17 protein-coding genes are annotated in these 26,513 nt (G+C 70.4%); 7 read left to right on the top strand and 10 right to left on the bottom strand.

The window, feature by feature from the left end; all coding sequences use genetic code 11:
• Nucleotides 1-227 precede the first annotated feature (227 nt).
• Both ACGF5O_RS01780 and pulA read right to left on the bottom strand, forming a co-directional pair.
• Nucleotides 228-1,862, bottom strand: a complete 1,635-nt coding sequence (locus tag ACGF5O_RS01780; RefSeq protein WP_393807946.1) for a SpoIIE family protein phosphatase — start codon at nt 1,860-1,862, stop codon at nt 228-230.
• Between the two features lie 73 nt (nt 1,863-1,935).
• Nucleotides 1,936-7,347, bottom strand: coding sequence for a pullulanase-type alpha-1,6-glucosidase (gene pulA, locus ACGF5O_RS01775; protein ID WP_393807945.1), 5,412 nt, complete (start codon nt 7,345-7,347; stop codon nt 1,936-1,938).
• A 189-nt stretch (nt 7,348-7,536) separates the two neighbouring features.
• Here pulA and ACGF5O_RS01770 point away from each other — a divergent pair, with 189 nt between their 5' ends.
• Together ACGF5O_RS01770 and ACGF5O_RS01765 are read left to right on the top strand one after the other, a co-directional pair.
• Nucleotides 7,537-9,612, top strand: a complete 2,076-nt coding sequence (locus ACGF5O_RS01770) for a carbohydrate-binding module family 20 domain-containing protein (protein ID WP_393807944.1) — start codon at nt 7,537-7,539, stop codon at nt 9,610-9,612.
• A gap of 152 nt (nt 9,613-9,764) precedes the next feature.
• A complete protein-coding gene (locus ACGF5O_RS01765; protein ID WP_393807943.1) occupies nt 9,765-10,355 on the top strand; it encodes a DUF4232 domain-containing protein in 591 nt (196 codons plus the stop codon).
• 45 nt (nt 10,356-10,400) lie between these two features.
• Here ACGF5O_RS01765 and ACGF5O_RS01760 read toward each other — a convergent pair whose 3' ends face one another.
• A complete protein-coding gene (locus tag ACGF5O_RS01760) occupies nt 10,401-11,183 on the bottom strand; it encodes an SDR family NAD(P)-dependent oxidoreductase (protein ID WP_393807942.1) in 783 nt (260 codons plus the stop codon).
• 87 nt (nt 11,184-11,270) lie between these two features.
• On the opposite strand from ACGF5O_RS01760, the gene ACGF5O_RS01755 reads away from it, so the two are divergent.
• The gene (locus ACGF5O_RS01755; protein WP_393807941.1) at nt 11,271-12,134 is read left to right on the top strand and encodes a helix-turn-helix transcriptional regulator; all 864 of its coding nucleotides are present in this window, start codon (nt 11,271-11,273) and stop codon (nt 12,132-12,134) included.
• Here the strand turns inward: ACGF5O_RS01755 and ACGF5O_RS01750 are convergent.
• The 5 genes from ACGF5O_RS01750 to ACGF5O_RS01730 all read right to left on the bottom strand — a co-directional run bounded on the left by ACGF5O_RS01750 (nt 12,110) and on the right by ACGF5O_RS01730 (nt 18,813).
• A complete protein-coding gene (locus ACGF5O_RS01750; RefSeq protein WP_393807940.1) occupies nt 12,110-13,483 on the bottom strand; it encodes an alpha-amylase family protein in 1,374 nt (457 codons plus the stop codon). The genes ACGF5O_RS01755 and ACGF5O_RS01750 overlap by 25 nt on opposite strands.
• Before the next feature lie 138 nt (nt 13,484-13,621).
• The gene (locus ACGF5O_RS01745) at nt 13,622-15,286 is read right to left on the bottom strand and encodes a glycoside hydrolase family 13 protein (protein ID WP_393808396.1); all 1,665 of its coding nucleotides are present in this window, start codon (nt 15,284-15,286) and stop codon (nt 13,622-13,624) included.
• 219 nt (nt 15,287-15,505) lie between these two features.
• Complete coding sequence (locus ACGF5O_RS01740; RefSeq protein ID WP_393807939.1) at nt 15,506-16,417, bottom strand: sugar ABC transporter permease; 912 nt, start codon at nt 16,415-16,417, stop codon at nt 15,506-15,508.
• Between the two features lie 13 nt (nt 16,418-16,430).
• On the bottom strand, nt 16,431-17,435 hold the full coding sequence (locus ACGF5O_RS01735; protein ID WP_393807938.1) for a carbohydrate ABC transporter permease: 1,005 nt from the start codon (nt 17,433-17,435) through the stop codon (nt 16,431-16,433).
• A gap of 103 nt (nt 17,436-17,538) precedes the next feature.
• Nucleotides 17,539-18,813, bottom strand: coding sequence for an extracellular solute-binding protein (locus tag ACGF5O_RS01730; protein ID WP_393807937.1), 1,275 nt, complete (start codon nt 18,811-18,813; stop codon nt 17,539-17,541).
• 383 nt (nt 18,814-19,196) lie between these two features.
• Between ACGF5O_RS01730 and ACGF5O_RS01725 the strand changes: the two genes are divergently transcribed.
• Nucleotides 19,197-20,234: a LacI family DNA-binding transcriptional regulator gene (locus tag ACGF5O_RS01725; RefSeq protein WP_393807936.1), complete on the top strand. Its 1,038-nt coding sequence runs from the start codon at nt 19,197-19,199 to the stop codon at nt 20,232-20,234.
• A 129-nt stretch (nt 20,235-20,363) separates the two neighbouring features.
• Nucleotides 20,364-21,221 (top strand): phosphatase PAP2 family protein, encoded by an 858-nt coding sequence (locus ACGF5O_RS01720; protein ID WP_393807935.1) that lies wholly within the window; start codon nt 20,364-20,366, stop codon nt 21,219-21,221.
• Between the two features lie 566 nt (nt 21,222-21,787).
• Here ACGF5O_RS01720 and ACGF5O_RS01715 read toward each other — a convergent pair.
• Together ACGF5O_RS01715 and ACGF5O_RS01710 are read right to left on the bottom strand one after the other, a co-directional pair.
• Nucleotides 21,788-23,365 (bottom strand): amidohydrolase, encoded by a 1,578-nt coding sequence (locus ACGF5O_RS01715; protein ID WP_393807934.1) that lies wholly within the window; start codon nt 23,363-23,365, stop codon nt 21,788-21,790.
• Nucleotides 23,366-23,425: 60 nt separating this feature from the next.
• Complete coding sequence (locus ACGF5O_RS01710; protein ID WP_393807933.1) at nt 23,426-24,877, bottom strand: APC family permease; 1,452 nt, start codon at nt 24,875-24,877, stop codon at nt 23,426-23,428.
• Nucleotides 24,878-25,057: 180 nt separating this feature from the next.
• On the opposite strand from ACGF5O_RS01710, the gene ACGF5O_RS01705 reads away from it, so the two are divergent.
• On the top strand, nt 25,058-25,663 hold the full coding sequence (locus ACGF5O_RS01705) for a TetR/AcrR family transcriptional regulator (RefSeq protein ID WP_393807932.1): 606 nt from the start codon (nt 25,058-25,060) through the stop codon (nt 25,661-25,663).
• A gap of 105 nt (nt 25,664-25,768) precedes the next feature.
• Entirely contained in the window at nt 25,769-26,437 is a 669-nt protein-coding gene (locus ACGF5O_RS01700; RefSeq protein ID WP_393807931.1) for a VanZ family protein, read from the top strand.
• Nucleotides 26,438-26,513 lie beyond the last annotated feature (76 nt).

The following is a 26,513-nucleotide window of genomic DNA, read 5'->3' as shown; positions in this document are numbered from 1 at the left end:
CGCTCCACATTCTTTATAGGCCGGTCCGCGGTTTCGATCAAGCCGGGAATTGACCACGAATAGTGACAGTCATGGCCATGGCGAACGCTATCGGCACGGAATACCCCGTACCACTTCTCGCCCGCCTTTCGATTCCGCTCGACTTCGCGCGATTCCGCTCGGTTCCGCTCGAATTCGCCATAGCGCCAGCTGGGGCCGGTCGGCGTTCCCCGGAGGCGGACCCGAGGTCAGCGAGCGGTCCGGTCGGCCAGGCTCAGCGCAAGGAGTGCGATGTCGTCCTCGCGGTCCCGGCCGAAGCAGGCCAGGAGGGTGTCGCACAGGGCCTCCAGGCCGGGCAGGGCGCCGCCGGCCGCGGCCCGGAGCTGTTCCATGGAGACCGTGAGGTCGGTGCCGCGGGTCTCGATCAGGCCGTCGGTGACCATGAGGAGCCGGTCGGTGGGTTCGAGGACCAGCTCGGTGGGCGGCGGGTGGGGCAGCCCCACGCCGAGCAGCGGACCGGACGCCTTGACGTACTCGGCGCTGCCGTCCTCGCCCAGTATCAGCGGCGGGATGTGCCCGGCGTTGGCAACGCGGGTGCGTCCGGTCCCCGGGTCGATCAGGGCCAGGCAGACGGTGGCCGTGACCTCGGCGTGGTAGTGCTGGAGCAGCTTGTCGAGCCGTTCGGCGAGGGCGGCCGGGTCGCTCTCGGTGAGGCAGTAGGCGCGCAGCGCGTGCCGCAGTTCGACCATGACGGTGGCCGCGTCCAGCGAGTGCCCCACGACGTCCCCGACCGCGGTGAGCACCCCGTCGCCGACCCGCAGCGCGGCGTAGAAGTCGCCGCCGATCTCGGTCTCCTGGGAGGCGGGCTCGTACCGGACCGCTATGTCGACGCCCGGCAGCTCGGGCAGCTGGTGCGGGCGGGGCAGGAAGCTGTGCTGGAGGGTGAGCGCGACATGCCGTTCCACCTGGTACATGAGGAGCGGCTCGGCGGCGAGCGCGGTGGCCTGGGCCAGCTGGGCCAGCAGCGCCTCGTTCTCCGGGTCGACCCTGCGCTGCCCGCGGGTCGGGGTGGCCACGCAGACCGGCACCTTGCCGTCCTGGGTGAGGACCAGCGTCAGCCGGGCGTCGTGCTGCACCCCGGGCCGGAAGAACCCGGTGGGCCACAGCGGGGTCGGCACGGTGGTGATGCGGACCCCGGACTGCCCGCGGGTGAGCCGCCGCAGCAGACCGGCCACGTCCCGGTGGGCGCCCTCGTCCGGCAGCGCGAGGGAGGTGCGCTCCCGGTACAGGCCGCGGTACAGCTCGTCGTCCTGGTCGAGGACGAAGACGGCGGCGGGGCAGCCGAGGAGGCGGGCGGCGCCGTCCGCGGCGGCGTCGGCCAGTTCGTGCAGCGAGCGTGCCGCCTGGATGGTGACGATGGTCTCCGACAGCAGTTTCAGCCGCCGTACCAGCGCCTGGTCGTCGGCGCGCAGCCGGGCGGCGCGCACCGCGGAGCGGACCGCCGCCTCGATCTCCTCCGGATCCGCCGGCACCGTCAGATACGCCTCGGCGCCCGTGTCCAGGCCCGGGCAGCGGTCCACCGGGGCGGTGCGCAGGGCCGAGAAGTGCACGACGGGCAGGCCGGCCATGTGCGGCCGCTCCTTCAGCCGGCGGCAGAGCTCGAAGCCGCTCATGTCAGGGAGGTTCACGTCGATGAGGGCCACGTCGGGCAGGGCGCCCTTGCGCAGCCGTACGTCGAGCTCGGCGAGCGCCTGCCGGCCGTCGGCGACGGCGACGACCTGGTGACCGGCCCGCCGCAGCACGGTGCCCATCGCGTACCGGCTCGCGGGCTCGTCGTCCACGACCAGCACGGTCGTGTCTGTCAGCTTGCCGTTGACGTCCATTCTCCCAGCCCCTGGACAACACCGGTGGGGCAGTGCCCGGTCCCGGGCCTGCCCCACCGACGTAAGGCCACGGTCACCTCGTCCGGGAGAACACCGCCACCGTGCGTCCCGGAACCTCGAACGTACCCGTTTCCCGCTCGTACGATGCCGTCTTGACGACGGAGTCCGCGCCCGACGCCTGCACGGGGTGCAGCCGGTAGCCGGTTCCGGCCAGGGCGCCCACCCGCTGCTCCTGCGCGTCGGGGCTCGCGTTGAACACTACGATGAGATCACTGCGGTCACCGAGTTCCATGGTGATCACGCCGGGCGTCTCGTCCTTCCCGGACAGCGGGAAGGAGAGCCTCGCCTGCACCCGCGCGGCCGTGCCGAGCGAGAACGCCTTGTCGGTCGTACGGATCTTCAGCAGGTCCCGGTAGGCGGCCGAGGTCCCGTCGATCTGCGGGCAGCCGACCTTCACCGAGGTCAGCAGCGGCTTGGCGTAGGACCACTTGGACTGGTTGTCGGCGGCCGTCGGCAGCCCGCGGCCGAAGCCGTTGCCGTCGGCGCAGTTCCAGTGGATGGCGTTGAACCAGTCGCCGCTGTCGAAGGAGTTGCGGTCCAGGGACTTGGAGCGCAGCAGGTCGGTGCCGGCCTGGGAGAGCGAGGGTCCCTGCGAGAGGGCGGCCGTGGCCATCGCCAGGACCTGCATCCGGGCCCGGTCGGACGCGGAGGTACCGGCCGGCAGTTTGTACGTCAGCGCGTCGAACAGCGACTCGTTGTCGTGCGCGTCGACATAGGCGAGGGCGTCGCCGGGCGCGTCGGCGTATCCGGCGGGCGAGCCGTTGTAGTCGACCTCGGCGCCGGTGACCTCCTTGCCGTCGCTGTCGGTGAACCGGTACTTCGCGAGGTTGCCGGTGAGACCGACCTTGATCAGGTCCTGGTAGTGCAGGAGCCGGGCCTTCTGCTCGGCCGTGGTGCCGTTGGCCGTCGAGGAGTTGGGGTCGGTGTAGAGGCCGGAGGCGAAGCCCTGGATGCCGGGGTCGTCGTCGAAGGGGCTGCCGCCGCGCACCGCGTCCCGGGCCCGGTCGGAGAAGGTGGCGATGCCGGTGCCGGCCATGTTCTGCTGCGTGGCCTGCACGAACCGGGCGTCGTTGGCGACCTCGCCGAAGTTCCAGCCCTCCCCGTACAGGATGATCTTCCTGCCGTCGACGCCGTCCTTCTTCAGGGTCAGCGCGTCGAGGGCCTTGCGGACCGCGAGGATGTTGGCCTTCGGGTGGTGGCCCATCAGGTCGAAGCGGAACCCGTCGACCTTGTACTCCTTCGCCCAGGTGACGATCGAGTCCACCACCAGCTTGCCCATCATGGCGTTCTCGGGCGCGGTGTTGGCGCAGCAGGTGCTGTTGGCGACGCTGCCGTCGGCGAGCAGCCGCTGGTAGTAGCCGGGCACGATCCGGTCGAGGACGCTGGTGTCCGCCTCCCCGCTCGCCGCCGTGTGGTTGTAGACGACGTCCATGACGACCCGCAGCCCGTCGTCGTTGAGCGACTTGACCATCTTGCGGAACTGGACCGTGCGCGCGGTGCCGTCCGGGTCGGTGGCGTACGAGCCCTCGGGGACCGTGAAGTGGTAGGGGTCGTAACCCCAGTTGTAGGCGTCCTTCGCGGCCACCGCGGAGACGCACGCCTGCTGCTGCTCGGAGTCGGCCGGGTAGGAGGCGAGGTCGCAGCCGGGGCTCGCCTGGTCGGCCTTCTTCTCGGGCACGGTCGCGAAGTCGAAGGCCGGCAGGAGGTGGACGTACGAAGTCCCGGACTTCGCGAGGGCCTTGAGGTGCCTGGAGCCGTCGCTGTTCCTGTCGGTGAAGGCGAGGTACGTGCCCCGGTCGGCGGCCGGGACCGTGGAGTCGGCCACCGAGAAGTCCCGGACGTGCAGCTCCTGGATCTGGGCGTCCTTCATCGGGACGGCCTTGGGCTTGGTGTACGTCGACCAGCCGCCCGGCGCCAGGGACTTGTCGTTCAGGTCGACGACCAGGCTGCGCTCCGAGTTCGCGGTGAGGGCGACCGAGTAGGGGTCGGTGACCTTGTTGGTGACGACCTTCCGGACGCTGGGCGCCCAGACCTTCACGACGTACCGGTAGGGCTTGTTCTTCCAGGACGCGGGACCGGTGACGGACCAGACGCCGGTGGCGGGGGCGCGGTACATCGGCTCGACCGCGCCGTCGAGTTCGAGGGCGACGGACTGCGCGGTCGGCGCCCACACGGAGAGGGTCGGCCTGCCGTGGTGGAAGACCGGGCCGAGGTCCGCCGTCGTCGCCTTGGCGTACACGTCGTCCAGCACCCCGGCGAGCTGCACCCCGGTCGCGGCCAGCACCGCGCCTCCCCCAGAGCCGAAAGCCTGGGAGGTGCCCCCAGCGGCCCGTTGGGAGGCGACGAGCTGTCCGTCGAGCGCCTCGCGCACCCGGCCGCGGTCGCGCGGGTCGACCGACCAGGCCGTGTAGTCCTTCAGATACGGGAACTCGGCCTTCTGCGCGTCGGTGAGAGTGGTCTTCGTCAGCCGCAGCCACCGCTCGTCGTCGCTCGTCAGCGTCCCGTCCTCGACGGCGATCGAACCGTCGTGGGAGGAGACCAGCTGCGTGGAGACCGCGCCGTCGGCGCCGTCCCAGGCGACCGTGTCCCGGTCGATCCAGACCGCCTTGGAGGTGGTCAGGTCGAGTGCGGCGGCGCTGCCGGCGGGCTGCGGGAGCAGGTACTTCTCCTGGCCGTTCAACAGCCACACCTCGTAACCGTTCGACTTGAGGTCGAGCGACTGGTCGGCGGAGAGGTCCTTCTCGTCGCCCTTGTGGATGATGTAGCTGAGGCTGGTGGCACCCTCGGTGAGCGGTACCTCGAAGACCGCGCCGTAGGCGTCGGTCTTCACCGGCCGCAGGGGGCTCGACCAGTCGGTGGGGTTCGCGGCACCCGTCCAGACGTGCAGGCCCCAGCCGTCGTAGTCGCCGTCGGCGCGGTGGTAGTGGATGACCGCCTTGGTGGTGTCCTGGGCGGGGTAGTCGGCGGTCGGCTTCTCGGTCAGGACGTCCGCCTTCCCCTGCTCGATCCAGACCTCGCCCGTCTTGGTGACGTCGATGGAGCGGTCGGCGGAGACGTCCTTGTCGCCGTTCTTGTCGACGACGAGGAAGCCGACGTTCGTGGCGCCGGGCTTCAGCTTGACGTAGGCGAAGGCGCCGTACGCGTCGCGGCCGGTGAAGGGGTGGCCGGCGGGCCAGGTGGTCGCCTCTCCGTCGGCCAGGTCGCCCCAGGCGTACAGGCCCCAGTCGGCGTAGTCGCCGTCGGTGCGCTTGTAGTGGACGACCGCGTAGTCGCGGGAGGAGGCGGTGGGCGTCTCGGCGGCGGGCGGGGTGCCGGAGGTGCTCGCGGCCAGGGCGCCGGAAGTGTGCCCGGCGGTGTCGACGACGACCGCCTTGTAGCGCAGGGCGGTGCCGGCCGGGACGTCCGCGGCGAGGGTCTGGGTGACCTTGTAGGGGGCGTGGTCGGCGGAGCCGAGGGTGGTCCACTTCCCGTTGCCGACCTGGGCGGCGAAGACGACGCGGTCGAGCTGCCCGCCGGTGACGTCCGCGGTGAGGTCGACGGTTCCGGTGGCGCCGGCGGCCGGGGCCCGGAGGGTGATCGTCGGGGTGGTGGCGGGCTTGTCGAGCGGGCCGGCCGCCTTGTAGACGACGGCGGACTCGGCGGGGACGGTGACGGTGACGCCGTTGTCCGTGCCGGAGGTCACGGTGCCGTCGGTGCCGTAGACCGCGCGGTAGCGCATGCCGGCCGACCCGGTGGCGAAGGTCGCCGTCTTCGCCGTGCCGGCGTTGTTGAAGGCGACGACGTACTCCTGGCCGGTCTTCGCGTCCGTCCGGGTGAACGCGTAGATCCCGGCGCCGTCGGCCGCGTAGCGCTCGGTCTGGACGCCGTCGGCAAGGGCCGGGTTGTCCTTGCGGAGCTTGCCGAGAGCACTGATCTGCTTGTAGAGCGGCGCACTCGGATCGTACGAGTCGCTGGCGGCGGTCCGGTCCGTGCCGATCTCGTCGTCGTCCAGGTAGTCGGCGACCTTCGACGCGAACATCGTCTGCCGGGCGTCCTTGTCGCCGCCCGAGCCGGTGAAGCCCTGCTCGTCGCCGTAGTAGACGACCGGGTTGCCGCGGCTGAGGAACATCACCTCGTTGGCGAGCCGGTCCTTGGCGAGCAGCTCGGCGTCCGTGGCCTCGGGGTTGTCCTGCTCCAGGAAGTACCCGATCCGGCCCATGTCGTGGTTGCCGAGGAAGGTGACCTGCTCGTAGGCGTTCGCCTTGTCGGTCGTGTACTTGTAGTCGTCGCCGAAGACGCTCGCCAGCTTCTGCGCGCTGCCGCCCTGGGAGGCGTAGGAGCGGGCCGCGTCCTGGAACGGGAAGTCGAGGGTCGCGTCCAGCCGTCCCTGGGTGACGTACGGGGAGGTGACGGACGTGTCGGCGGAGTACGTCTCACCGAACATGAAGAAGTTCTTACGACCGTGCCGCGCCGCGTACGTGTCGAGCGCGGTCGCCCACTGGGTCCAGAACTCCATGTTGACGTTCTTCACGGTGTCGATCCGGAAGCCGTCGATGGCGTAGTCCTTCACCCACCGCTCGTAGATCTTCTCCATGCCGCTGACGACCTCGGGCCGTTCGGTCCACAGGTCGTCCAGGCCGGAGAAGTCGCCGTAGGTCGCGGACTCGCCGGCGAACGTCGAGTCACCCCGGTTGTGGTACATCGTCGGGTCGTTGAGCCACGACGGCACCTTCGACTTGCTGGTGACGGTCGGCGTGCGCGGGAAGGAGGCGGTGGAGACGGCCGGGAACTTCTTCCTGCCGTCCGCGTAGTCGGCGTCGTCGAAGGGCTGCCCGTCCTTGGTCAGGTAGGGGAAGGCGCCCTTGGACAGGTAGTCGTACGACTTCTCCTCGTAGTCCACGACGTCGGCGGTGTGGTTGGTGATGACGTCGAAGAAGACCTTCATGCCCTTGGCGTGCGCCTTGGAGATGAGGGTCGCCAGGTCCTTGTTGGTCCCGAAGTGCGGGTCGACCTGGGTGAAGTCGGTGATCCAGTACCCGTGGTAGCCGGCCGAGGCGTTGCTCCCGGTCCCCTGCACGGGCTTGTTCTTGAAGATCGGGGCCATCCAGATGGCCGTGGTGCCGAGCCCCTTGATGTAGTCGAGCCGGTTGGTCAGGCCCTTGAGGTCGCCGCCCTGGTAGAAGCCCTTGTCGGTGGGGTCGTAGCCGGTGGAGAGCCGGGAGCCGGTCAGGCCGCCCTTGTCGTTGCCCGTGTCGCCGTTGGCGAAACGGTCCGGCATGACGAAGTAGAACTGCTCGCGGGTGTCGTCGTGCCGGGCGGGCTCGGCGGCGAGCCGCGCGTCGGAAGGGGGCGCGGGCGGGGCGGCGGCGTGTGCGGCGACCGGCTGCACGAGCGCGGCGGCGAGGGCGGCGACGGCGACGGCCGCGACCCGTCTGACATGTATCACCGGTGTGAACTCCTAGCGATAGCGGCTCTCTTGGGTCCGACCCGGCGCGACCGTATCGCCAACGAAAGGTTTACAGCAAGAGGCTTGAAACTCACAGCAAGAACTTTCACGAGGCGTATTGACGGGTTGTCTCAACTGGCCCACGCTCCAGGGTTGTTGAAGCCTGTCCCTCTTGTTTGGGAGCCGCACATGACCGGACACCGACCCCCGGGTGTCTTCAGACGCACGGCCGTCACGATCGCCGCGGGCGCCCTGGCGCTCGCGGGCGTCGTCGCCCTGCCGGCCACCGCCGCACAGGCGGACACCACCGCCAAGGGCGACGTGATCGCCAACCTCTGGGAATGGAACTGGAACTCGATCGCGTCCGAGTGCACCAACGTGCTCGGCCCGGCCGGGTACGGCGCGGTGCAGGTCGCCCCGCCCTCCGAGTCCCTCAAGCAGTCCAGCTACTACTGGTGGGACGTCTACCAGCCCTACTCGTACACCCTGAACAGCCGCTTCGGGACGGCGACACAGTTCGCCGCGATGGTCACCGCCTGCCACACCGCGGGCGTGAAGGTCTACACCGACGCGGTGATCAACCACACGGCCGCCCAGACCGGCACCGGTTACAACGGCACCACCCTCACCAACAAGTACGACACCCCGGACTGGGACCCGAGCGACTACCACACCTCCGCCGACTGCCCCACCTCCGACCTGACCATCCAGGACTACTCGAACCTCACCCAGGTCCAGAACTGCGAACTGCTGGGCCTGCCCGACCTCAAGACCGGCGCGGACAACGTCCGTTCGGGCCTCGCCGCCTTCCTCAACAAGCAGATCGCGCTCGGCGTCGACGGCTTCCGCGTCGACTCGGCCAAGCACATCCCGGCCACCGACATGGCGGCCATCGTCGCCAAGCTGAACACCACGACGTCCGGGGCCGCGCCGTACGTCTTCGACGAGGTGTACCCGGGCTCGACCCCGCAGCCCAGCGACTACTACGGCTCCGGCGACGTCCTGGACTTCACCTACGCGAGCAAGCTGAAGTCGGCCTTCCAGGCCAACGTCAGCGACCTGTCGTCGATCGAGAGCAGCGGCATCCTGCCGGCCGCCAACTCGGTGTCCTTCGTGACCAACCACGACACCGAGCGCAACGGCCTGCACATGTCGTACAAGGACGGCGACACCTACAAGCTGGCGAACCTCTTCGAGCTGGCCTACAAGTGGTCGACGCCGACGGTCTACGCCAGCTGGGAATGGACGCAGAGCGACCAGGCCCCGCCGAACTCGTCCGGCTTCGTCACGGACACGGACTGCGCCAGCGGCTCCTGGTACTGCCTCGACCGTGACACCGGGGTCGTCGGCATGGTGGCCTGGCACAACGCGGCCGGCAGCGCGGCCGTCTCCAACTGGCAGACCATGTCGTCCAACGTCATCGGCTTCGGCCGCAGCGGCGCGGGCTTCTTCGCCCTCAACAACGGCTCCTCGTCAGCCACTTACACCTTCACCACCGGCATGGCGGACGGGACGTACTCCGACGTCGTCGACGGCGGCACGACGAAGGTGACGGTCTCCGGCGGCAGCGCGTCGATCACCATCCCCGCGAAGGGCGCGGTCGCCTTCTACGACTCCTCCTACACCTGCACGGTCGGCTGCGACGACACCGGCGGCGGCGGTGGCTCCACCTCCACGGTGACCGCGACCTTCAACGAGTACGCGTCCACCACGACCGGCACCAACGTCTACGTCGTCGGCTCCATCGACGCCCTGGGCGGCTGGGACACCTCCAAGGCGATCCAGCTCTCGTCCTCCGGGTACCCGATCTGGTCGGGCGCGGTGAACGTACCGATCAACACGTCCTTCACGTTCAAATACATCAAGAAGGACAGTTCGGGCAATGCGACCTGGGAATCCAACGCCAACAGGTCGGCCACGACCACCACGTCGGCGGTCTCCCTGAACAACTCCTGGAACGTGGCGAACGCCGACGCCACCGACGTCACCTTCAACGAGTACGCCACGACCACCTGGGGCACCAACGTCTACGTCGTCGGCTCCGTCGCCTCCCTCGGCTCCTGGAACACGAGCGACGCGATCCCGCTGTCGTCGGAGTCGTACCCGACGTGGAGCAAGCTGGTGATCGTCCCGAAGAGCACGGCCTTCACGTACAAGTACATCAAGAAGGACGGCTCCGGGAACGTGACCTGGGAGTCGGGCACGAACCGCTCCTACACGACGGGCACCTCGTCCGGCTACACGACGAGTGACACCTGGAAGTAGTCGGACGGTCGCGGACAGGTACCGAAATTTCCTGTCGTCTCTCGCGAACAATTCCGGAGTTCCGCGCATCTGACCTTGTGTACGGCACACGAAGACGGCGCGGGCCGCACGTCGCGGCCCGCGCCTCAGAGCGCGAGTGGAGCACTGTCACCGTGAACGCACACCGGAAGACCACCGACCTGTCCACCACCACCCGGCAAAGCACCGGCCGCAGGCTCGGCCGTACGGTGCTCGCCGCTGCGGCCGTCGCCGCCCTGGGCCTCGCCTGGGCCGGAACCGCCGAGGCCGCGAGCCCGAGCGCCGCCAAGACCACGCCCACCTGCTCCGCCGCCGCGCTCAAGGCCACCTTCGGCACGCAGCTGGCCGGCGGCATGAACCACCAGGGCGTCGTCATCACGCTGCGCAACCTGAGCGGGAAGACCTGCGCGCTGCGCGGCTACCCCGGCCTGGGGCTGGAGAACTCCGCGCACAAGGCGATCACGACCCACACGCACTGGGGCAACACCTGGTACGCCAAGGACCCGGGCAAGAAGACCCTGGTCCTCAAGGACGGCCAGAGCGCCGAGGCCGTCGTCGCCTGGACCCATGCCAACACCGGCACCTCGGGCGCGGTGCACGCCTCCTACCTGGAGATCACCCCGCCCGCCTCGACCCAGCACAAGACGCTGGCCTTCCGTCAGTGGGTCGACCACGGTGACCTCTCCGTCACGGCGCTGGCCAGGCACATCGACGTCACGCCGTGACCTCACGGCCGGGCGGGCCGCCACCGGGACCCCGGTGGCGGCCTCTCACGCGCCCGCTCCCCCGTCCACCTGCAGAATCGCGCCCGACACGAAGGACGCCCGGTCGCTGAGGAGCCAGGCGGCGGCTTCGGCGATCTCTTCGGGGGCGGCCGTGCGGCCGAGCGGGGTCATGGACTTCATGCGGTCGATGACCCCGGGGGTGGCCGCGTCCCAGTCGCGGACCATCTCGGTGAGCGTGCCGCCGGGGGCGACGGCGTTGACTCGGATGCCCTCGGGGCCGTAGGTGACGGCGGCGGACTGGGTGAGGCTGTTGACGGCCCGCTTCAGGGCGCCGTAGACGGGCAGGACGGGGTTGGCCCGCAGGCTGCCGACGGAGGAGTTGTTGACGATGGCGCCGCCGGAGGCGGTGGCGCGGATGGCCTTGATCTCCGCGGTCATGGCCAGCCAGACACCCTTGAGGTTCACGCTGGTGACGTGGTCGAAGTCCGGCTCGGGGAGTTCGTCCATGGGACCGGGGTGCTGGGCGATCGCGCCGTTGTTGAAGGCGATGTCGAGGCGGCCGTAGACCTCCACGGTGCGGTCGACGGCGGCGCGGACGCTCGCCGCGTCGGCCAGGTCGCAGACCGTGTAGTCGGCGGTGCCGCCCGCCGCGAGGATCTCCTCGGTGACCGTCTTGAGCTGTTCCTCCGTGCGGGCCGCCAGCAGGACCCGGGCGCCCTCGCGGGCGAAGAGCCGGGCGGCGGCGGCGCCGATGCCGCGCCCGGCGCCGCTGATGAAGGCGACCTTGTCGGTGAGAAGGCCCTGGCCGGTCGTCACTGTGTTCGTCATGGCTTCGAGCCTGGTCCCGGTCCGGCGGCTCATCCAGGCATCGGCGGTACCTGGATGGGGTCCGGCGCCCGGCGCACACTGATGGGCATGGACAGGCAAGAACTCGCGGCGTTCCTGCGCAGCCGGCGTGAGCGGATCTCCCCCGCCGAGGTGGGGCTCCCGCGCGGCCCGCGGCGCCGTACGCCCGGGCTGCGGCGCGAGGAGGTGGCGCAGCTGGCGTTCATCTCGACCGAGTACTACACGCGTCTCGAACAGGCCCGGGGGCCCCGTCCGTCACGGGAGGTGCTGGGCGGTCTGGCGCGGGCGCTGCGGCTGTCGGACGCCGAGCGCGGGCATCTCCATCACCTCGCCGGGGCGCCGCCGGGACCGCGGCCCGGGCCCTCGCGTGAGGTGCGGCAGAGCCTTCTGGACCTGCTGCGCCGGCTGCCGCAGGCGGCGGCCTTCGTGACGTCCGCGACCTTCGAGGTACTGGCCTGGAACGATCTGGCCGCCGCCCTCATGGAGGACTTCTCCGCGCTGCCCCCGCGCGACCGCAACCTGGTGCGCCGTGCCTTTCTTGCGCCGCGCCCGGAAGGCAGCAGGCTGTACGGGGTGTCGGACGTCGACGCCTTCGCCCGGCTCTCGGCGCGGCGGCTGCGGGCCACCGCCGCCCGCTACCCCGACTCGCCGGAGGTGACCGGGCTGGTGGCCGAGCTCCTCGCCGGGAGCGGGGAGTTCCGCCGGCTGTGGGAGTCGCACGACGTGTCCGCCGAGCCCACCCTGTGCAAGACCTTCCAGCACCCGGTGGTGGGCCCGGTCACCGTGAACTGCGACGCCCTCGACATCACGGACCGGGACCAGCAGGTCGTGATCTACACCGCCGCTCCGGGCTCACCGTCGGAGGAGGCGCTGCGCCTGCTGGCCGTCATCGGGACGCAGCGGATGGATCAGCAGGTCGACTTCCCGGCGTAGACGGCCAAGGCCGTGTTGCCGGCGAGGGTGGCGGTGAACTGGCCGGAGCCGTTCACGGTCACGCTCGTGTTGTTCTGCACGTTGCAGTACGTGCCCGCCGGCAGCGAGGTCTGGTAGGTCCGGGTCAGCGTGCCGCTCTCGTGGTTGATGGCGACGTATCCCTTCGCGCCCCGCCCGAAGGCGATCGCGTCGGCGCCGTCGTCCCACCAGTTCGTCACCGACTCGCCGCGCACGGCGTTGCGGAAGGCGACCATGCGGATGATCTCCGGCCAGGCGTGCTGGCACTTCCAGCCGTCCTGCCAGCAGGCGTTGACGACACCGCTGTTGGGCGGGCCCGCGTCGGCGTCCGACCACTCGTAGCCGGAGTTGATGTCGGGGGCACCGTACGGGTAGGCGAGCATGAAGACGTTGGCCAGGGTGTAGTTGGCGCCGTCCTTGTAGTTGAGCGTGCTGCCGTTGCGCTCGGTGTCGTGGTTGTCGACGAAGACCCCGGCCACCGAGCTGCTCATGTAGCCCCAGCCCTCGCCGTAGTTCTTGAGGTAGGCGAGGTTCTCGTCGTTGAAGACACGCTTGAGGTCGTAGGCGTAGCGGAACTCCTGGACGTCTCCGTTGCCGGTGTACTCGGTGGGCTGGACGGCCTCGCCTGCGCCGTAGATGACCTCCTGCTTCCAGTAGACGGACGGGTTGGTCAGCCGGGTCTTGATGTTGGCGAGGTCCTCGGCCGGGATGTGCTTGGCCGCGTCGATGCGGAAGCCGTCGACGCCGAGGCCGAGCAGGTCGTTCAGGTAGCCGGCGATGGTCTTGCGGACGTACTCCTCGCCGGTGTCCAGGTCGGCGAGGCCGACGAGTTCGCAGTGCTGGACGTTCCAGCGGTCGGCGTAGTTGGAGACGAGGGAGGTGCAGTCGTCGAAGTCGTAGGAGGAGTACAGGCCCGGGTAGTCGTACTTCGTGTACGACGAGCCGCCGGTGCCGGTACCGCTGCCCGCCGACATGTGGTTGATGACGGTGTCGACGACGACCTTCACCCCGGCCGCGTGGCAGGTGCTGACCATGTTCTGGAAGGAGGTGCGGTCGCCGAGCCGTCCGGCGATCTTGTACGACACCGGCTGGTACGACGTCCACCACTGCGAGCCCTGTATGTGCTCGGCAGGCGGGGAGACCTGGACGTATCCGTAGCCCGCGGGGCCCAGGGTGTTGGTGCACTCCTTGGCGACCGAGCCGTAGTTCCACTCGAAGAGGACGGCGGTGACGTCCTTCGTGCCGGGCGGGGAGGCCGACGCGACGGACGGGGTCATGACAACGCTACAGGCGGCCAGCGCCAGTGCGGCGGAGAGGGTCTTACGTGCCATGTGGGGTTCCTTCACCATTGAAGGCTCTTGCAGAAACCTTGCTGAAACCTTGCGGTTGCGCAGATGCTAAAGGCCCGCCACCCAGTTGGGTAGCGGGCCCTGTGAAGTTGCTGCAAGAAGTTACCGAGTGACGACCCGTCAGGCGGTCGTCCACCACACGGTGGTGTCGGCCGGCAGCTTCGCCTCGCCGTCCGCCTCGGTCAGTTCACCGCTGGCCAGCAGCACCCGGCCGTAGGCGGGTGTCGTCACCGACTCCCCACCGGTGTTGGCGACGCACACGAACTCCCCGCGCCGGAAGGCGAGGACGCCCTCGGGCGCGCGCAGCCACTCCACACCGTCGCCCGCACCGAGGTCGGGCCGGGCGCGGCGGGCGGCCAGCGCGGCGCGGTACAGCTCCAGCGTCGAACCGGCCACCCCCGTCTGCGCCTCCACGCTCAGCTCGCCCCAACTGGCGGGCTGCGGCAGCCAGCTGCCCCCGTCGCCGAAGCCGTAGGACGAGCCCTCCCGCGTCCACGGGATCGGCACCCGGCAGCCGTCCCGGAAGCCGTCCTGGCCCGCGCCGCGGAAGTACGCGGGGTCCTGGCGGACCTCGTCGGGCAGGTCCACGACGTCCGGGAGGCCCAGCTCCTCGCCCTGGTAGATGTAGGCCGAGCCGGGCAGCGCGAGCATGAGGAGGGTGGCCGCCCGTGCCCGGCGCAGCCCCAGTTCGCGGTCGCCGGCCGTGCGGATCTGCGTCCCCAGCCCCGGCGGGTTGGCGAAGCGGGTGGCGTGCCGGGTGACGTCGTGGTTGGAGAGGACCCAGGTGGCGGGGGCGCCGACCGAGCGCATCGCCTCCAGGGTGCGGTCGATGACCGTACGGAGCTCCTTCGCGTCCCACTCCGTGCTCAGGTACTGGAAGTTGAAGGCCTGGTGGAGCTCGTCCGGGCGGACGTAGTTGGCGGTGCGTTCGACGGTCGGGGTCCACGCCTCGGCGACGAAGATGCGCTCACCGGCGTACTCGTCGAGGACGTGCCGCCACTGCCGGTAGACGTCGTGGACGCCGTCCTGGTCGAAGAACGGCATGACATCGTTGCCCAGCAGCTTGAGTTGCTCGGCGCCGCCGAGGTCCGGCAGACCCTCCGCCTTCACCAGGCCGTGGGCGACGTCGATACGGAAGCCGTCCACGCCCATGTCCAGCCAGAACCGCAGGATGGAGCGGAACTCGTCGCCGACGGCGGGGTGGTCCCAGTTGAAGTCGGGCTGCTCCGGGGCGAAGAGGTGGAGGTACCACTCGCCGTCGGCCACCCGGGTCCAGGCGGGCCCGCCGAAGATGGACTCCCAGTCGTTGGGCGGCAGTTCGCCGTTCTCGCCCTTGCCCGGGCGGAAGTGGTACCGGTCGCGCGACGGCGATCCCGGCCCCTCCGCCAGCGCCCGCTTGAACCACTCGTGCTGGTCCGAGGAGTGGTTGGGCACCAGGTCGACGATGATCCGCAGACCCAGCGCGTGCGCGTCCCGGATGAGCGCGTCCGCGTCCAGCAGGTTGCCGAACATGGGGTCCACGGCCCGGTAGTCGGCGACGTCGTAGCCGGCGTCCGCCTGCGGCGAGGCGTAGAACGGGCTGAGCCACACGGCGTCGACCCCGAGGTCACGCAGGTACGGAAGTCTGGCGCGCACGCCCTCCAGATCCCCCATCCCGTCGCCGTTGCTGTCGGCGAAGCTGCGCGGATAGACCTGGTAGATCACCGCGTCGCGCCACCAGTCGCGGCGACGGGCGAGGGTGGCGGTGATCGGGGCCGGGTCGGCGGCGGAATGCTGCTGGCTCATGGCGTCCTTGATGCGTCGTAACTGGGTCATCGGGTCAGAGGGTGGGGTGTAGAGGCGGCCGTGGTCACAGCGGGGTCGGATGGAGACCACGGCCGCCAACCCGCGCGTTCGGGCGCACGGGAGCTGCAGCGCCCCGAAAGGGGCGCGGGGAACTGCGCGACCAGCCACAACGGCGCCGCAGACACACGACGGCCGAAGCGGCTTTTCCGGCAACCGGCGTCAGCCCTTCGTGCCGCCGGCGGTGAGCCCGGTCACCAGGTTCTTCTGCACCAGGTAGAAGAACACGGCCACCGGTATCGCGATCAGCACCGCCGTCGCGGTCATCAGGTTCCGCTGCGCGTCGTGCTCGCTGATGAAGCTCTGCAGCCCCACCGCGAACGTGTACTTGTCGTCGCTGAGCATGAACGTCGACGCGAACGCGACCTCGCCGAAGGCGGTGAGGAAGTTGTAGAACGCGGCGACCGCGAGGCCCGGCTTCGCGAGCGGCAGGATCAGCCGGCCGAAGGTGCCGAACGGGGAGAGTCCGTCGACCCGGCCGGCCTCGTCGATCTCGAAGGGGATCGTGTCGAAGTAGCCCTTGAGCAGCCAGGCCGTGTACGGCACGACGGTGGTGCAGTAGACGAGGATCAGGCCGAGGTAGCTGTCGATGAGGCCGAGCCGCGACATGATCTGGTACATCGGCACGATCAGCACGGCGATCGGGAACATCTGGGTGACCAGCAGCAGCCACATGAACTTCCGGTAGCCAGGGAAGCGCATGCGGGAGACCGCGTAGCCGGTGGTGGAGGCGAGGATCAGCCCGATGATCGTCGTACCGCCGACGACGATCATCGTCGTCTTGAACCAGTCCCAGAACCCGGTGTGCTGGAGGACGAAGGAGTAGTTGCTCAGCGTCATCTTGTGCCAGATGCCGCCGGGGTGGAGGTAGTCGTCCTTGTCCGGGCCGAGGGACAGGAAGATCAGCCAGCCGACCGGGAAGAACGCGACGATGCTCGCGACGCCCAGGATGCCGTGGGTGACGGTGGTGGCGAGCGGGCCGCGCTCGTTCCGGCCGCGGGTGCGGCGCGGGCTGCCGGTCACGGGGGCCTCCTCGGCGACCTGGGCGGAGGTCTGGACAGTGGTCGTACTCATGGGAACTCCTGCCTCAGATCGCGAGCTGCTGGTCGTTGCGGTTGAGCCAGCGGCGGTAGAAGGAGGTGAAGACGATCAGGATGGCCAGCAGCAGCATGCCGTAGGCGGCGGACTGGGCGAAGTCACGCGGCTGCTGTCCGAAGCCGAGGTAGTAGGCCCAGGTGACCAGGATCTGCGCGTCGGGGGCGGTGTCGCCGAAGAGCAGGAAGATGACGGCGAACTGGTTGAACGTCCAGATGATGCCGAGCAGGACGACGGTGGAGCTGACGGACCTGAGCCCCGGCAGGGTGACGTACCGGAAGCGCTGCCAGGCGCTCGCGCCGTCCATCTCGGCGGCCTCGTAGAGCGTGCCGTCGATGGCCTGGAGGCCGCCGAGCAGCGAGAGCATCATGAACGGCACACCGCACCAGGTGTTGACGAGGATCGCGGCGGCCCGCTGCCAGAACGTGTCCTCCAGCCATGCCGGTTGCGGCAGATGGAGGAAGTGCAGGGCGCTGTTGATGATGCCGCCGTCGGCGAGCATGAACCGCCAGCCGAAGACGGTGACGAAGGTCGGCACCGCCCAGGGCAGGACCAGGACCATGCGGTAGAAGGTGCGGCCGCGGAACTTCTCGTTGAGCAGCAGGGCGAGGCCGAGGCCGATCGTGTAGTGCAGGGTCACGCAGAGCGCGGTCCAGACGATCGTCCAGACGAAGTGGGACCAGAAGCGGTCGTAGGACGTCGGGCCGAACAGGATGTCCTTGTAGTTGTCCAGGCCGATGAACTTGTAGGTGGCGTCGATGTGGTTGACGCCGATGGTGCGGGCGGTGTTGAGGCTGTTGGCGTCCGTCAACGTGAGGTAGAAGCCGTACACCAACGGGTAGACGACGAGGGCCCCGAGGACGACGGCCACGGGGGCGATCATCGCGTAGGCGTACCAGTACTTCTGGTAGCTGTTCTTCAGCCGCTGGCCCAGCCCTGGGCGGGGCGCGCGGTCACCGTGGCGTTTGCCGGTCGCGCGGTCGATGGCGACTGTCATGGTTCGACACCTTCTGGTTCTTCCGGGATCGGGCTGGGCACAGGCCGGTGGCCGCCGGAGCGCTCCCCCCTGAACGGGGCGCGCTCCGGCGGCCGGCCGGCGCCTACTTGCTGAAGTCGGGGACGAGCTTCTCGATCCCGAGTTCGGCGGTGCTCAGGCCCTTGTCCAGGGACTCCTTGCCGCCGGCGATCTTGGTCAGCTCGGTGCCGACCGGACCCCACAGGGAGGAGTACTCGGCGAGCGCCGGGCGCGGCTGGGCGGAGGAGAGGACGGCCTGGTAGCCGGCGATGCCCGGGTCGGCCTTGACCTCGGTGGTGTAGGCGTCGGAGCGGGTCGGCAGGGTGGAGTTCTTCAGCGCGATCTCCGTCTGGGACTTCGCGGAGGTCATGAAGGCGACGAACTTCTCGGCGGCTTCCTGGTGGGCCTTGTCCGAGCCGGCGTAGACGGACAGGTTGTGGCCGCCGGTCGGGGCGCCCGCCTTGCCGGTGGAGCCGGCCGGGACGGTGGCGATGCCGAGGTTGGACTTGTCGCTGAACGCGGAGCCCTTGTAGAAGTTGGTGATCTCCCAGGGGCCCTCGATGGTCATGGCGACCTTGCCGTTGACGAAGGCGTCCTGGCGGTGGGCGTAGGCGTCGGCGGTGACGTCCGCCTTGTGCAGGCCCTTGCCGGAGTAGAGGTCCAGCCAGGTCTGGTAGCCCTTCTTCGCCGCGGCCGAGGTGATGGTGATCTTCTTGGCGGCGGCGTCGACCATGTCGGTGCCCTCGCCGTAGAGGAAGGGCTGGGTGTAGTACGCGGCCTCGGGGCCCCAGTAGCCGGTGGTCCTGGCCTTGTCCTGGATCTTGGCGGCGTCGGCCTTGACCTCGTCCCAGCTGGTGGGCGCCGCGGTGATGCCGGCCTTCTTGAACAGCGCCTTGTTGTACACGAGGGCGAGGGTGTCGGTGACCAGCGGGACGCCGTAGGTCTTGCCCTCGTACTGGGCCTGGGTGATCAGGCTGGACTGGAACTTGTCCTTGTCGGCGAGGGCGGCGGTGCCGTCCAGCGGCACGAAGTAGCCGGCCTTGGCGAAGGCGGGGGTCCAGCCGACCTCGGAGCGCAGCACGTCGGGGGCGCCCTTGCCGGACTGGGCGGCCGTGTCGAACTTGTTCTGCGCCTGGTCGAACTGGACGTCGACGTAGTTGACCTTGATGCCCTTGTTCGCGGCCTCGAACTCCTTGACCAGGGCCTTGTACGTCGGCGACTCGTTGGTGGCGTTGGAGGTGTCCCACCAGGTGATGGTGACCGGCCCGTCCGACTTGCTGTCGCTGTCGCTCCCGCCGCACGCCGTCGCCGTGAGGGCGAGGGACGCCACCAGCGCGGAGGCCGCTATGCCACGCCGCATGAGTTCTCCTTGAGGGTTAAGCCCGAGTGATGCGGGGGCGGTCCCGTCCGCCGTCCCGCTGTCGTGCCGACTGCGCCGTTGCTGCGGCGGCCGGGCGTCAGGGAACGTAACAGCGATGCAATCCTTGCGAAAGACCTTGCAGCAAAAAAGTGCAAGAGATCTCCGAAGTTATCCGGGCGTGACCTGTCGGCGACCGCCGTGAGACGCTTGTTTACGGCGGTGGAGCGCTACGGGGGCCGCTTGTGCAAGACTCTGCAAGCTCTTGCCGTCATGTTTCAGTAGGGAGTGCGATGACGCAGCAGCCCACAGCGGGCCGCCCCCCAGGCCGCATCAGGCGCCCGATCGGTGTGCAAGGGGACATACGGCCGGTACAGTCCAGTGCCGTGACCACACGGCTTGCCGACATCGCAGCGCAGGCGGGGGTGAGCGAGGCGACGGTGAGCCGGGTCCTGAACGGGAAGCCGGGCGTCGCCGCCACCACCCGTCAGTCCGTGCTCGCCGCCCTGGACGTCCTCGGCTACGAGCGTCCGGTACGGCTGCGGCAGCGCAGCGAGGGCCTGGTGGGCCTGATCACGCCGGAGCTGGAGAACCCGATATTCCCGGCGCTCGCGCAGGTCATCGGGCAGGCGCTGACCCGGCAGGGCTACACCCCGGTGCTCGCCACCCAGACCCCGGGCGGGTCCACGGAGGACGAGCTGACCGAGATGCTGGTGGACCGCGGGGTCGCCGGCATCATCTACGTCTCCGGCCTGCACGCGGACACGACGGCCGACATGCAGCGCTACGAGCGGCTGCGCGCGCAGGGCGTGCCGTACGTCCTGGTGGACGGCTTCTCCCCCAAGGTGCAGGCGCCGTTCATCTCCCCCGACGACCGGGCCGCGATGACGCTGGCCGTCACCCACCTCGCCTCCCTGGGCCACACCCGGATCGGGCTCGCCCTCGGCCCGAAGCGGTTCGTCCCCGTGCAGCGCAAGATCGAGGGGTTCGTGCGGGCGATGCAGGACCAGTTGGGCCTGCCTGCGGACGTGATCGAGTCCGAGCTCGTCCAGCACTCCCTCTACACCCTGGAGGGCGGCCAGGCGGCCACCACCGCGCTCATCGACCGCGGTTGCACGGCGATCGTCTGCGCCAGCGACATGATGGCGCTCGGCGCGATACGGGCCGTACGGCAGCGCGGCCTCGACGTCCCCCGGGACGTCTCCGTGGTCGGCTTCGACGACTCCCCGCTCATCGCGTTCACCGACCCGCCGCTCACCACCATCCGCAAGCCGGTCCCGGCGATGGGCCAGGCCGCGGTGCGCACCCTGCTGGAGGAGATCGGCGGTACCCCGGCTCCGCACAGCGAGTTCGTTTTCATGCCCGAACTGGTGGTACGCGGTTCTACGGCGTCGGCACCGGGCGACCGCGCCAACCGCCCCTGACGGCGCCCGAGTACCCGGGTGCCGGCGGTGCGGTACCTGGGTAGTAGTCGCCGTGCCGTAGAACATGCGCCGTGAACCCAACCTTGGGATGATCTGTCGAAGACGCCTTTTCTGGCAGACTCTGTGCCTATGAGTGACTCGACCGTGACAGAGCCGGAAGGTCGCGCACAACAGACCCTTCCGCGGACCGTCACGGGTGAGGGAGAACAGGGATTCCTGCGGCGGCTGCGCACGCCGCGGCGGCCCCGGCTCTGGTTCGAGATCCTGCTGATCGCGGTGAGTTACTGGACCTACTCGCTGATCCGCAACGCGGTCCCGGAGCAGAGGGCGCAGGCGCTGCGCAACGCCGACTGGATCTGGCAGGCCGAGCGCGGGCTGGGGATCGCCGTCGAGGAGTCGGTCAACCACGCCGTGAACTCGGTGAATTGGCTGATCGTCGGCATGAACTACTACTACGCGACGCTGCACTTCGTGGTGACGCTGGGCGTCCTGGTGTGGCTCTACCGCAGCCATCCCGGCCGCTACGCGGCGGCCCGCCTGGCCCTCTTCGCCACCACCGGGGTGGCCCTCCTCGGCTACTACCTGTTCCCGCTCGCCCCGCCCCGCCTGATGAACGGCGGCCGTTTCGTCGACACGGTGATGGTCCACCACACCTGGGGTTCGATGGCCTCCGGCGATCTCAAGCACATGTCCAACCAGTACGCCGCGATGCCGTCCATGCACATCGGCTGGTCCCTGTGGTGCGGCCTGACGATCTTCGCCCTCGCGTCGATCCCCTGGGTACGCCTCCTCGGCCTCCTCTACCCGACCGCCACCCTCCTCGTCATCGTCGCCACCGCCAACCACTTCTGGCTCGACGCGGTCGGCGGCGCCCTCTGCCTCACCTTCGGCTTCACAGTGGCCCGCCTGTGGTACGGCACCCTCCCGTACGCCCTTCCCCGGCAGCCGACGGGGGTAAGCCTGCTACGAAGCCCTGCGGGCGGCTGAGACCGGGGCTTGCGGGCTGGCCGAGGCGAAGCCCTGCGGGCGGCCGAGGCCGGGCGGGCTGGCTGAGGCGGAGCCCTGAGGCGGGGGCCTGCGGGCTGGCTGATGCGGGGGTCCGCGAGCGGCTGAGGCAGAGCCCTGCGGGCCAGCTGAGGCGAAGGCCTGCGGCCGGCTGGAGCGGAGGTCCGCGAGCGGCCGGGGCGTGGGCCCGCGAGTGGCTGGGGCGGGCTTCGGTCCGGAACGACGGCCGGTTCGGCACCGCCGGCCACCGCCGCGGTGGCTGAGCGCCGTCGCGGCGGAAAAGTTAAGGGGGGCGGCAGATGATCGCCCTCCTTTTCCCGCCGACACGGCGCTCAGCCACGACGGCGGAATTCGGCGGTGCCGGACCCGTCTCGGCCCGCGGACTGCTGGTCCGAACCGCCGGTTCGAGAACGACCGCGGCTCACAACATCTGTCGGCCGAGATCTTCTGTCGGTCCAGACCATCCGCCGGCCCCCTTCCCCCGCCGCGGTGGTCGGCCACGATGGTGGGAGTCGGCGGTGCCGGATCCGCCTCAGCGCGCCGGTGGCTCACTTTCCCCGGTGTACCACGTGTCCGCCGGTCACCGTCAGTCGTACGGGTGCCTCGGCGAGTTCGTCCGTCGGGGCCGTCACCGGGTCAAGGCCGAAGGCCGTCAGGTCGGCGCGGTGGCCCACCGTGATGCGGCCTGCTACGGACGCCTCGCCCGCCGCCCGCGCCGCGTGGCTCGTGCAGCCTTCCAGGGCCTCCAGGCCGGTGAGGCCCGGGCCCGACGCGGCGCCGCGCGGGGCGCGGGCCGTTGCGAGGACGCAGCGTACGTCGTAGTGGGCGATCGGCCAGTCCGAGCCGAGGGCGACCGTCGCGCCCGCGTCGCGGAGGTCGCGCAGGCGCCAGGCGTGTCCGGCGCGGTCGGCGCCCAGTCGGCGCGACCACTCGTCCGTGCCGTCGGCCCGGGTGTACCCCGTGTGCGGCGGCTGCATCGACGCGGCCACCCCCAGCTCCGCGAACCGCGGGAGCAGCTCGTCCGGCGCCGTCTCGATGTGCTCGACGCGGTGCCGGCCGGCCGCACCGGGCCCCAGCCCCGCCACCACGTCCAGGACGTGCCGCACCGCCGCGTCCCCGATCGCGTGCGTGGCCGTGCGCACCCCGGCCGCGTGCAGGTGCCGTACGGCGGCGGCGTAGGCGTCCGGGTCGGGCCAGAACGCCGCCGTCCCCTGCCCGTGGCAGTCCGCGTGCTCCAGCCAGGCGGTGCCCCCTTCCACCGTTCCGTCCATGAAGAACTTCACCCCGTCGACCGTCCAGTGCCGGCCGCCCCGCCCCTGGGCCGCGACCAGTTCCGCAAGACCGGCCCCGTCGACCCCCGGCATGCACCAGGGCGCGAAGCGCAGCCGCAGCGGCAGTACGGTCTCCTCGGCCACCGCCCCGACCAGCTCGGCGTCCCCGGCGTCCATGACGTGCGCCCCGGTCAGCCCGGTGGCCGCCATCGCGGCGAGCAGCTCGACGAGGCGGGCCCGGCGGGCCGCGTACGACGGGCGGGGCATCACCCGCTCGACCAGCTGCATCGCCGCGTGCTCGACGAGGTGCCCGGTGGGACGGCCCGAGGAATCGCAGACGACCTCCGACCGCTGGGCGAAGGGCCGGGGGCCGGTGACCCCCGCCGCGGCCAGCGCCGCGCCACCGGCCAGGGCGGAGTGGCCGTCGTAGAGGCGGAGGAAGGCGGGCGCGCCGCCGAGGACGTCCTCCACCAGTGCGCGGTCGACCGGCCTGCCCTCGAACGCGTTGTGGTCGAGGCCGAACCCGATCACCCAGCCGTCGGTCCGTTCGGCGCCGGCCAGGACCGCCCGCAGGGCCGCCAGGTCGCGGACGCCCGACAGGTCGGTCCCGGTCGCCATGTCCAGGCCCCACACCGGGTGGCTGTGGGCGTCCACCAGGCCCGGCACCAGGTGCGCGCCGTCCAGTGCCACGACCTCGGTGCCCGGCCCCCGCCAGTCGCGTACGTCCTGCTCCTCGCCCACGGCGGCGATCACCCCGTCGCGCACGGCGACGGCGGTGGCGTACGGCCGGGCGGGGTCGAGCGTGCGGACCTCCGCGCCGGTCAGGATCAGGTCGGGGGCGACGGTGGCGGTCATGGTGCGTGAACTCCCTTGTTCGGTGGGGCTATTCGACTATCCGGCTATCCGGCTGCTCGGCTATTCGGTCGGCTCGGACGCGAAGTCCGCGTACACCGCCGGTCGTTCGCGGCGCAGCCACCACGCGAGGCCCAGGCCCGCGACGAAGACGGCCGGGGCGATGACGATCAGCAGGGTGTTGACCGTGTCCGACGCGCCGGTGAACAGGTCGATGTGGGTGATGACGAGCCCTATGGCGGTGGCGAGGAGGACCGCGGCGGCGGTCGGGGCGACCACCGTGCGCAGGGTGCCCTCCTCGTGCCGCACCTTGCGGAAGTAGCAGGGCACCGCGATCGCGGCGAGCAGCTGGAGCGCGAACAGGCCGATCATTCCGGGGGTGTTGACCCACAGCAGCAGCTGGTTGTAGGGGTCGGCGCCGGCCGCCCAGAAGGCGAGCACGACCAGGAAGCCGAGGACGGTCTGGGCGGCACCGGCCAGGTACGGGGAGCGGTGCCGCGGGTGGATCCTGCCCAGCGACCTGGGCAGGACGCCTTCTTCGGCGAGGGCGAGCGCGTAGCGGTTGATCGCGTTGTGGAAGGCGAGGAGGGAGGCGATGATGCTGGTCACGATGAAGACGTGCATCAGGTCGGCCGCCCAGCCGCCCACGTAGGTGGTGATGGCGGTGAAGAAGAGCCCGCCGGGGTCCTTGGCGGCGGCCGCGATGACGTCCTGGTTCCCGAAGGCCTGGATGATGATCCACACCATGAAGGCGTAGAAGAGGCCGAGGAACGCGACGGCCACGTAGGTGGCGCGCGGGACCGTGCGGTTCGGGTCGCGGGCCTCGCGGCGGTAGATGACGGTGGACTCGAAGCCGGTGAAGGCGGCGAAGGCGAAGGCCAGGACGACCGCCGTACCGGAGACGAACACGTGCTGCGGGGCGAAGGAAGCGGCGGACAGGCCGTGCGCGCCGCCCTTCACCAGCACTCCGCCGGCGAGCAGCACGAGGATGCCGGTCTCGGCGACCAGCAGCACGCCGAGCAGTTTGGCGCCGAACTCGATGGAGCGGTAGCCGCCGTAGCCGATGAGGAGGAGACCGGCGAGGGCGATCGGCAGCCAGGGGACGTCGACGTCGAAGAGGGCCTTGGCGGTGTCCCGGCCCGCGCTGCCGAGCAGGCCGTAGACGCCGATCTCCATGCCGTTGTAGCCGACGAGGGCGAGCAGGGCGGCGCCGATGCCGACGGGGCGGCCGAGGCCGCGGGTGATGTAGGCGTAGAAGGCGCCGCCGCTCCTGACGTGCCGGCTCATGGTGGTGAAGCCGACGGCGAAGACGGCGAGGGTGATGCCGGCGATGAGGTAGCCGGCCGGGGCGCCGATGCCGCCGAGCAGCACGGCGAGGGGGGCGACGCCGGCCATCACGGTGAGCGGGGCGGCGGCGGAGATGACGAAGAAGGCGATGTCGGCGGTGCCGAGCGAGCCGGAGCGGAGGGTCGCCACGGCGGGTGGCGTGCTCTCCTCGCGAGCGGTGACGGACATGGAGGGGGAGCCCTTCGAGCGCGACGGACGGGGAGGGTTCCGGGCGTGCGGGATGACCGGCGCTACCAGGGCAGGGACTGCCCCGGACCCGTAAATCTAAAGCCTTTCGGTTTTGGCAATGTAGCCTCCTCCTGGACATCCGGGAAGACCCGTTTCACACCTCTGGGGGAGAACACACGCATGGGACGGCCGCGCACCCCGCTCCTCGACCGCGAGCGGATCACCACGACCGCGCTGCAACTCGTGGACGAGCAGGGCGACTTCAGCGTCCCGCAGATCGCGAAGCGGCTCGGCACCCAGGCCGGTTCGCTGTACCACCATGTGGACGGCCGGGACGGCATCGTCGAGCTGCTGCGCGAACGGGTCGCGGCGGCGATCGACCCCGCGACCCTGGACCTGGCCCCCTGGGACACCGCCGTGGAGTCCTGGGCCCGCTCCTACCGGGCCGCGTTCGCCGCCCATCCGCGGGCGATCCCGCTCCTGATGACCTCGCCGGTGCGGGCGCCCCGGGTCCTGGAGCAGTACGAGCGCGCGGTCACGGTGCTGCTGACGGCGGGCTTCGCCCCGGCGGACGTGATGCCCCTGCTGATCGCCCTGGAGAACCTGGTGCTCGGCTCGGCGCTGGACCTGGCGGCCCCGGAGGCGATGTGGGAGCTGACCGACCGGACGCCGACCCCGCACCTGGCACAGGCCCTGGCGGCGGTGGGGGACGGCAGGGCGGACCGCGCCTTCGAGGTGGGCCTGACGGGCCTCATGAACCACGCCCGGACCCTGCTCCCCCGCTGACCCCTGCCGGCAGGCCCCCGTCCCCCCGTTAGCAGACTCCGTGTATCGCGGGCGTGTCGAAAACCGCATACGCCGCGGCAACCGCCCGCCGTCTTCCATGGAGCCGTGAACCGAAACTCATCCCTCCTCGGCCTGGCGCTCCTCGGCACGGCGGGCGCCCTGTTCGCCGTACGGCGGCCGCTCATGATGTCCGCCCCGAGGTGCATGGCCGGGCAGTGGCACGGCTGCTTCGACACGTTCAACGGCGTGGTGCTCATGACGCTGGTCACGCTGCCGGTGGCCGCGCTGGTGGCCTGGGCGCTGGCGTACCGCCGGCGGGCCGCGGGTGTCGCGGCGGCGTGGCGGACGTCGCTGGCCGAGGTGGGCATGGTGCACGGGACGGTGCCGTTCGTGTGGCTGACGATGATGCCGGGCGGGGCGGCCGGCACCGCACCGGCCCGGGTGAGCCTCGTGCCGCTGCGGGACCTGGTCACCATGGGGACGCTCGGGATCGTCGGCAACCTGCTGGTCTTCGCGTCGCTGGGGTTCTTCGCCCCGATGCGGTTCGCGGCGCTGGCGTCCGCGCCGCGGATCCTGGCGCTCGGGGCGGGCTGCTCGGTCCTGGTGGAGACCGCGCAGTACGTCCTGCGCCTGGACCGGGTCTCCTCCGTGGACGACGTCCTGGTCAACGCCGTCGGCGCCCTGCTGGCCGGGCTGGCGTCGCGCCCCTGGTGGCGTACGACGGCACAGGCGCCGTCGGACCGGCCGCACCACGCGCTGACGCCGACGGGCTGAGTCACGTGCCGGTGCGCACACCTCCCGGATCCCGACCCCGGCCCCGTCTACGCACCCGTCTACGCACCCGCCTTCG

The sequence above is a fragment of the Streptomyces sp. NPDC048291 genome (assembly GCF_043201715.1).
In the GTDB taxonomy this organism is placed as follows: Bacteria; Actinomycetota; Actinomycetes; order Streptomycetales; family Streptomycetaceae; genus Streptomyces.
The sequence above is the reverse complement of the archived record's forward strand: the minus strand, read 5'-3'. Positions and strand labels throughout refer to the sequence as shown.

Coding starts and splice junctions, on each gene's coding strand:
- ACGF5O_RS01715 (WP_393807934.1), bottom strand. CDS start 23,365: ATGACCGCCACCGTCGCCCCCGACCTGATCCTGACCGGCGCGGAGGTC.
- ACGF5O_RS01745 (WP_393808396.1), bottom strand. CDS start 15,286: ATGAGCCAGCAGCATTCCGCCGCCGACCCGGCCCCGATCACCGCCACC.
- ACGF5O_RS01720 (WP_393807935.1), top strand. CDS start 20,364: ATGAGTGACTCGACCGTGACAGAGCCGGAAGGTCGCGCACAACAGACC.
- ACGF5O_RS01780 (WP_393807946.1), bottom strand. CDS start 1,862: ATGGACGTCAACGGCAAGCTGACAGACACGACCGTGCTGGTCGTGGAC.
- ACGF5O_RS01760 (WP_393807942.1), bottom strand. CDS start 11,183: ATGACGAACACAGTGACGACCGGCCAGGGCCTTCTCACCGACAAGGTC.
- ACGF5O_RS01730 (WP_393807937.1), bottom strand. CDS start 18,813: ATGCGGCGTGGCATAGCGGCCTCCGCGCTGGTGGCGTCCCTCGCCCTC.
- ACGF5O_RS01755 (WP_393807941.1), top strand. CDS start 11,271: ATGGACAGGCAAGAACTCGCGGCGTTCCTGCGCAGCCGGCGTGAGCGG.
- ACGF5O_RS01770 (WP_393807944.1), top strand. CDS start 7,537: ATGACCGGACACCGACCCCCGGGTGTCTTCAGACGCACGGCCGTCACG.
- ACGF5O_RS01740 (WP_393807939.1), bottom strand. CDS start 16,417: ATGAGTACGACCACTGTCCAGACCTCCGCCCAGGTCGCCGAGGAGGCC.
- ACGF5O_RS01710 (WP_393807933.1), bottom strand. CDS start 24,877: ATGTCCGTCACCGCTCGCGAGGAGAGCACGCCACCCGCCGTGGCGACC.
- ACGF5O_RS01735 (WP_393807938.1), bottom strand. CDS start 17,435: ATGACAGTCGCCATCGACCGCGCGACCGGCAAACGCCACGGTGACCGC.
- ACGF5O_RS01705 (WP_393807932.1), top strand. CDS start 25,058: ATGGGACGGCCGCGCACCCCGCTCCTCGACCGCGAGCGGATCACCACG.
- ACGF5O_RS01750 (WP_393807940.1), bottom strand. CDS start 13,483: ATGGCACGTAAGACCCTCTCCGCCGCACTGGCGCTGGCCGCCTGTAGC.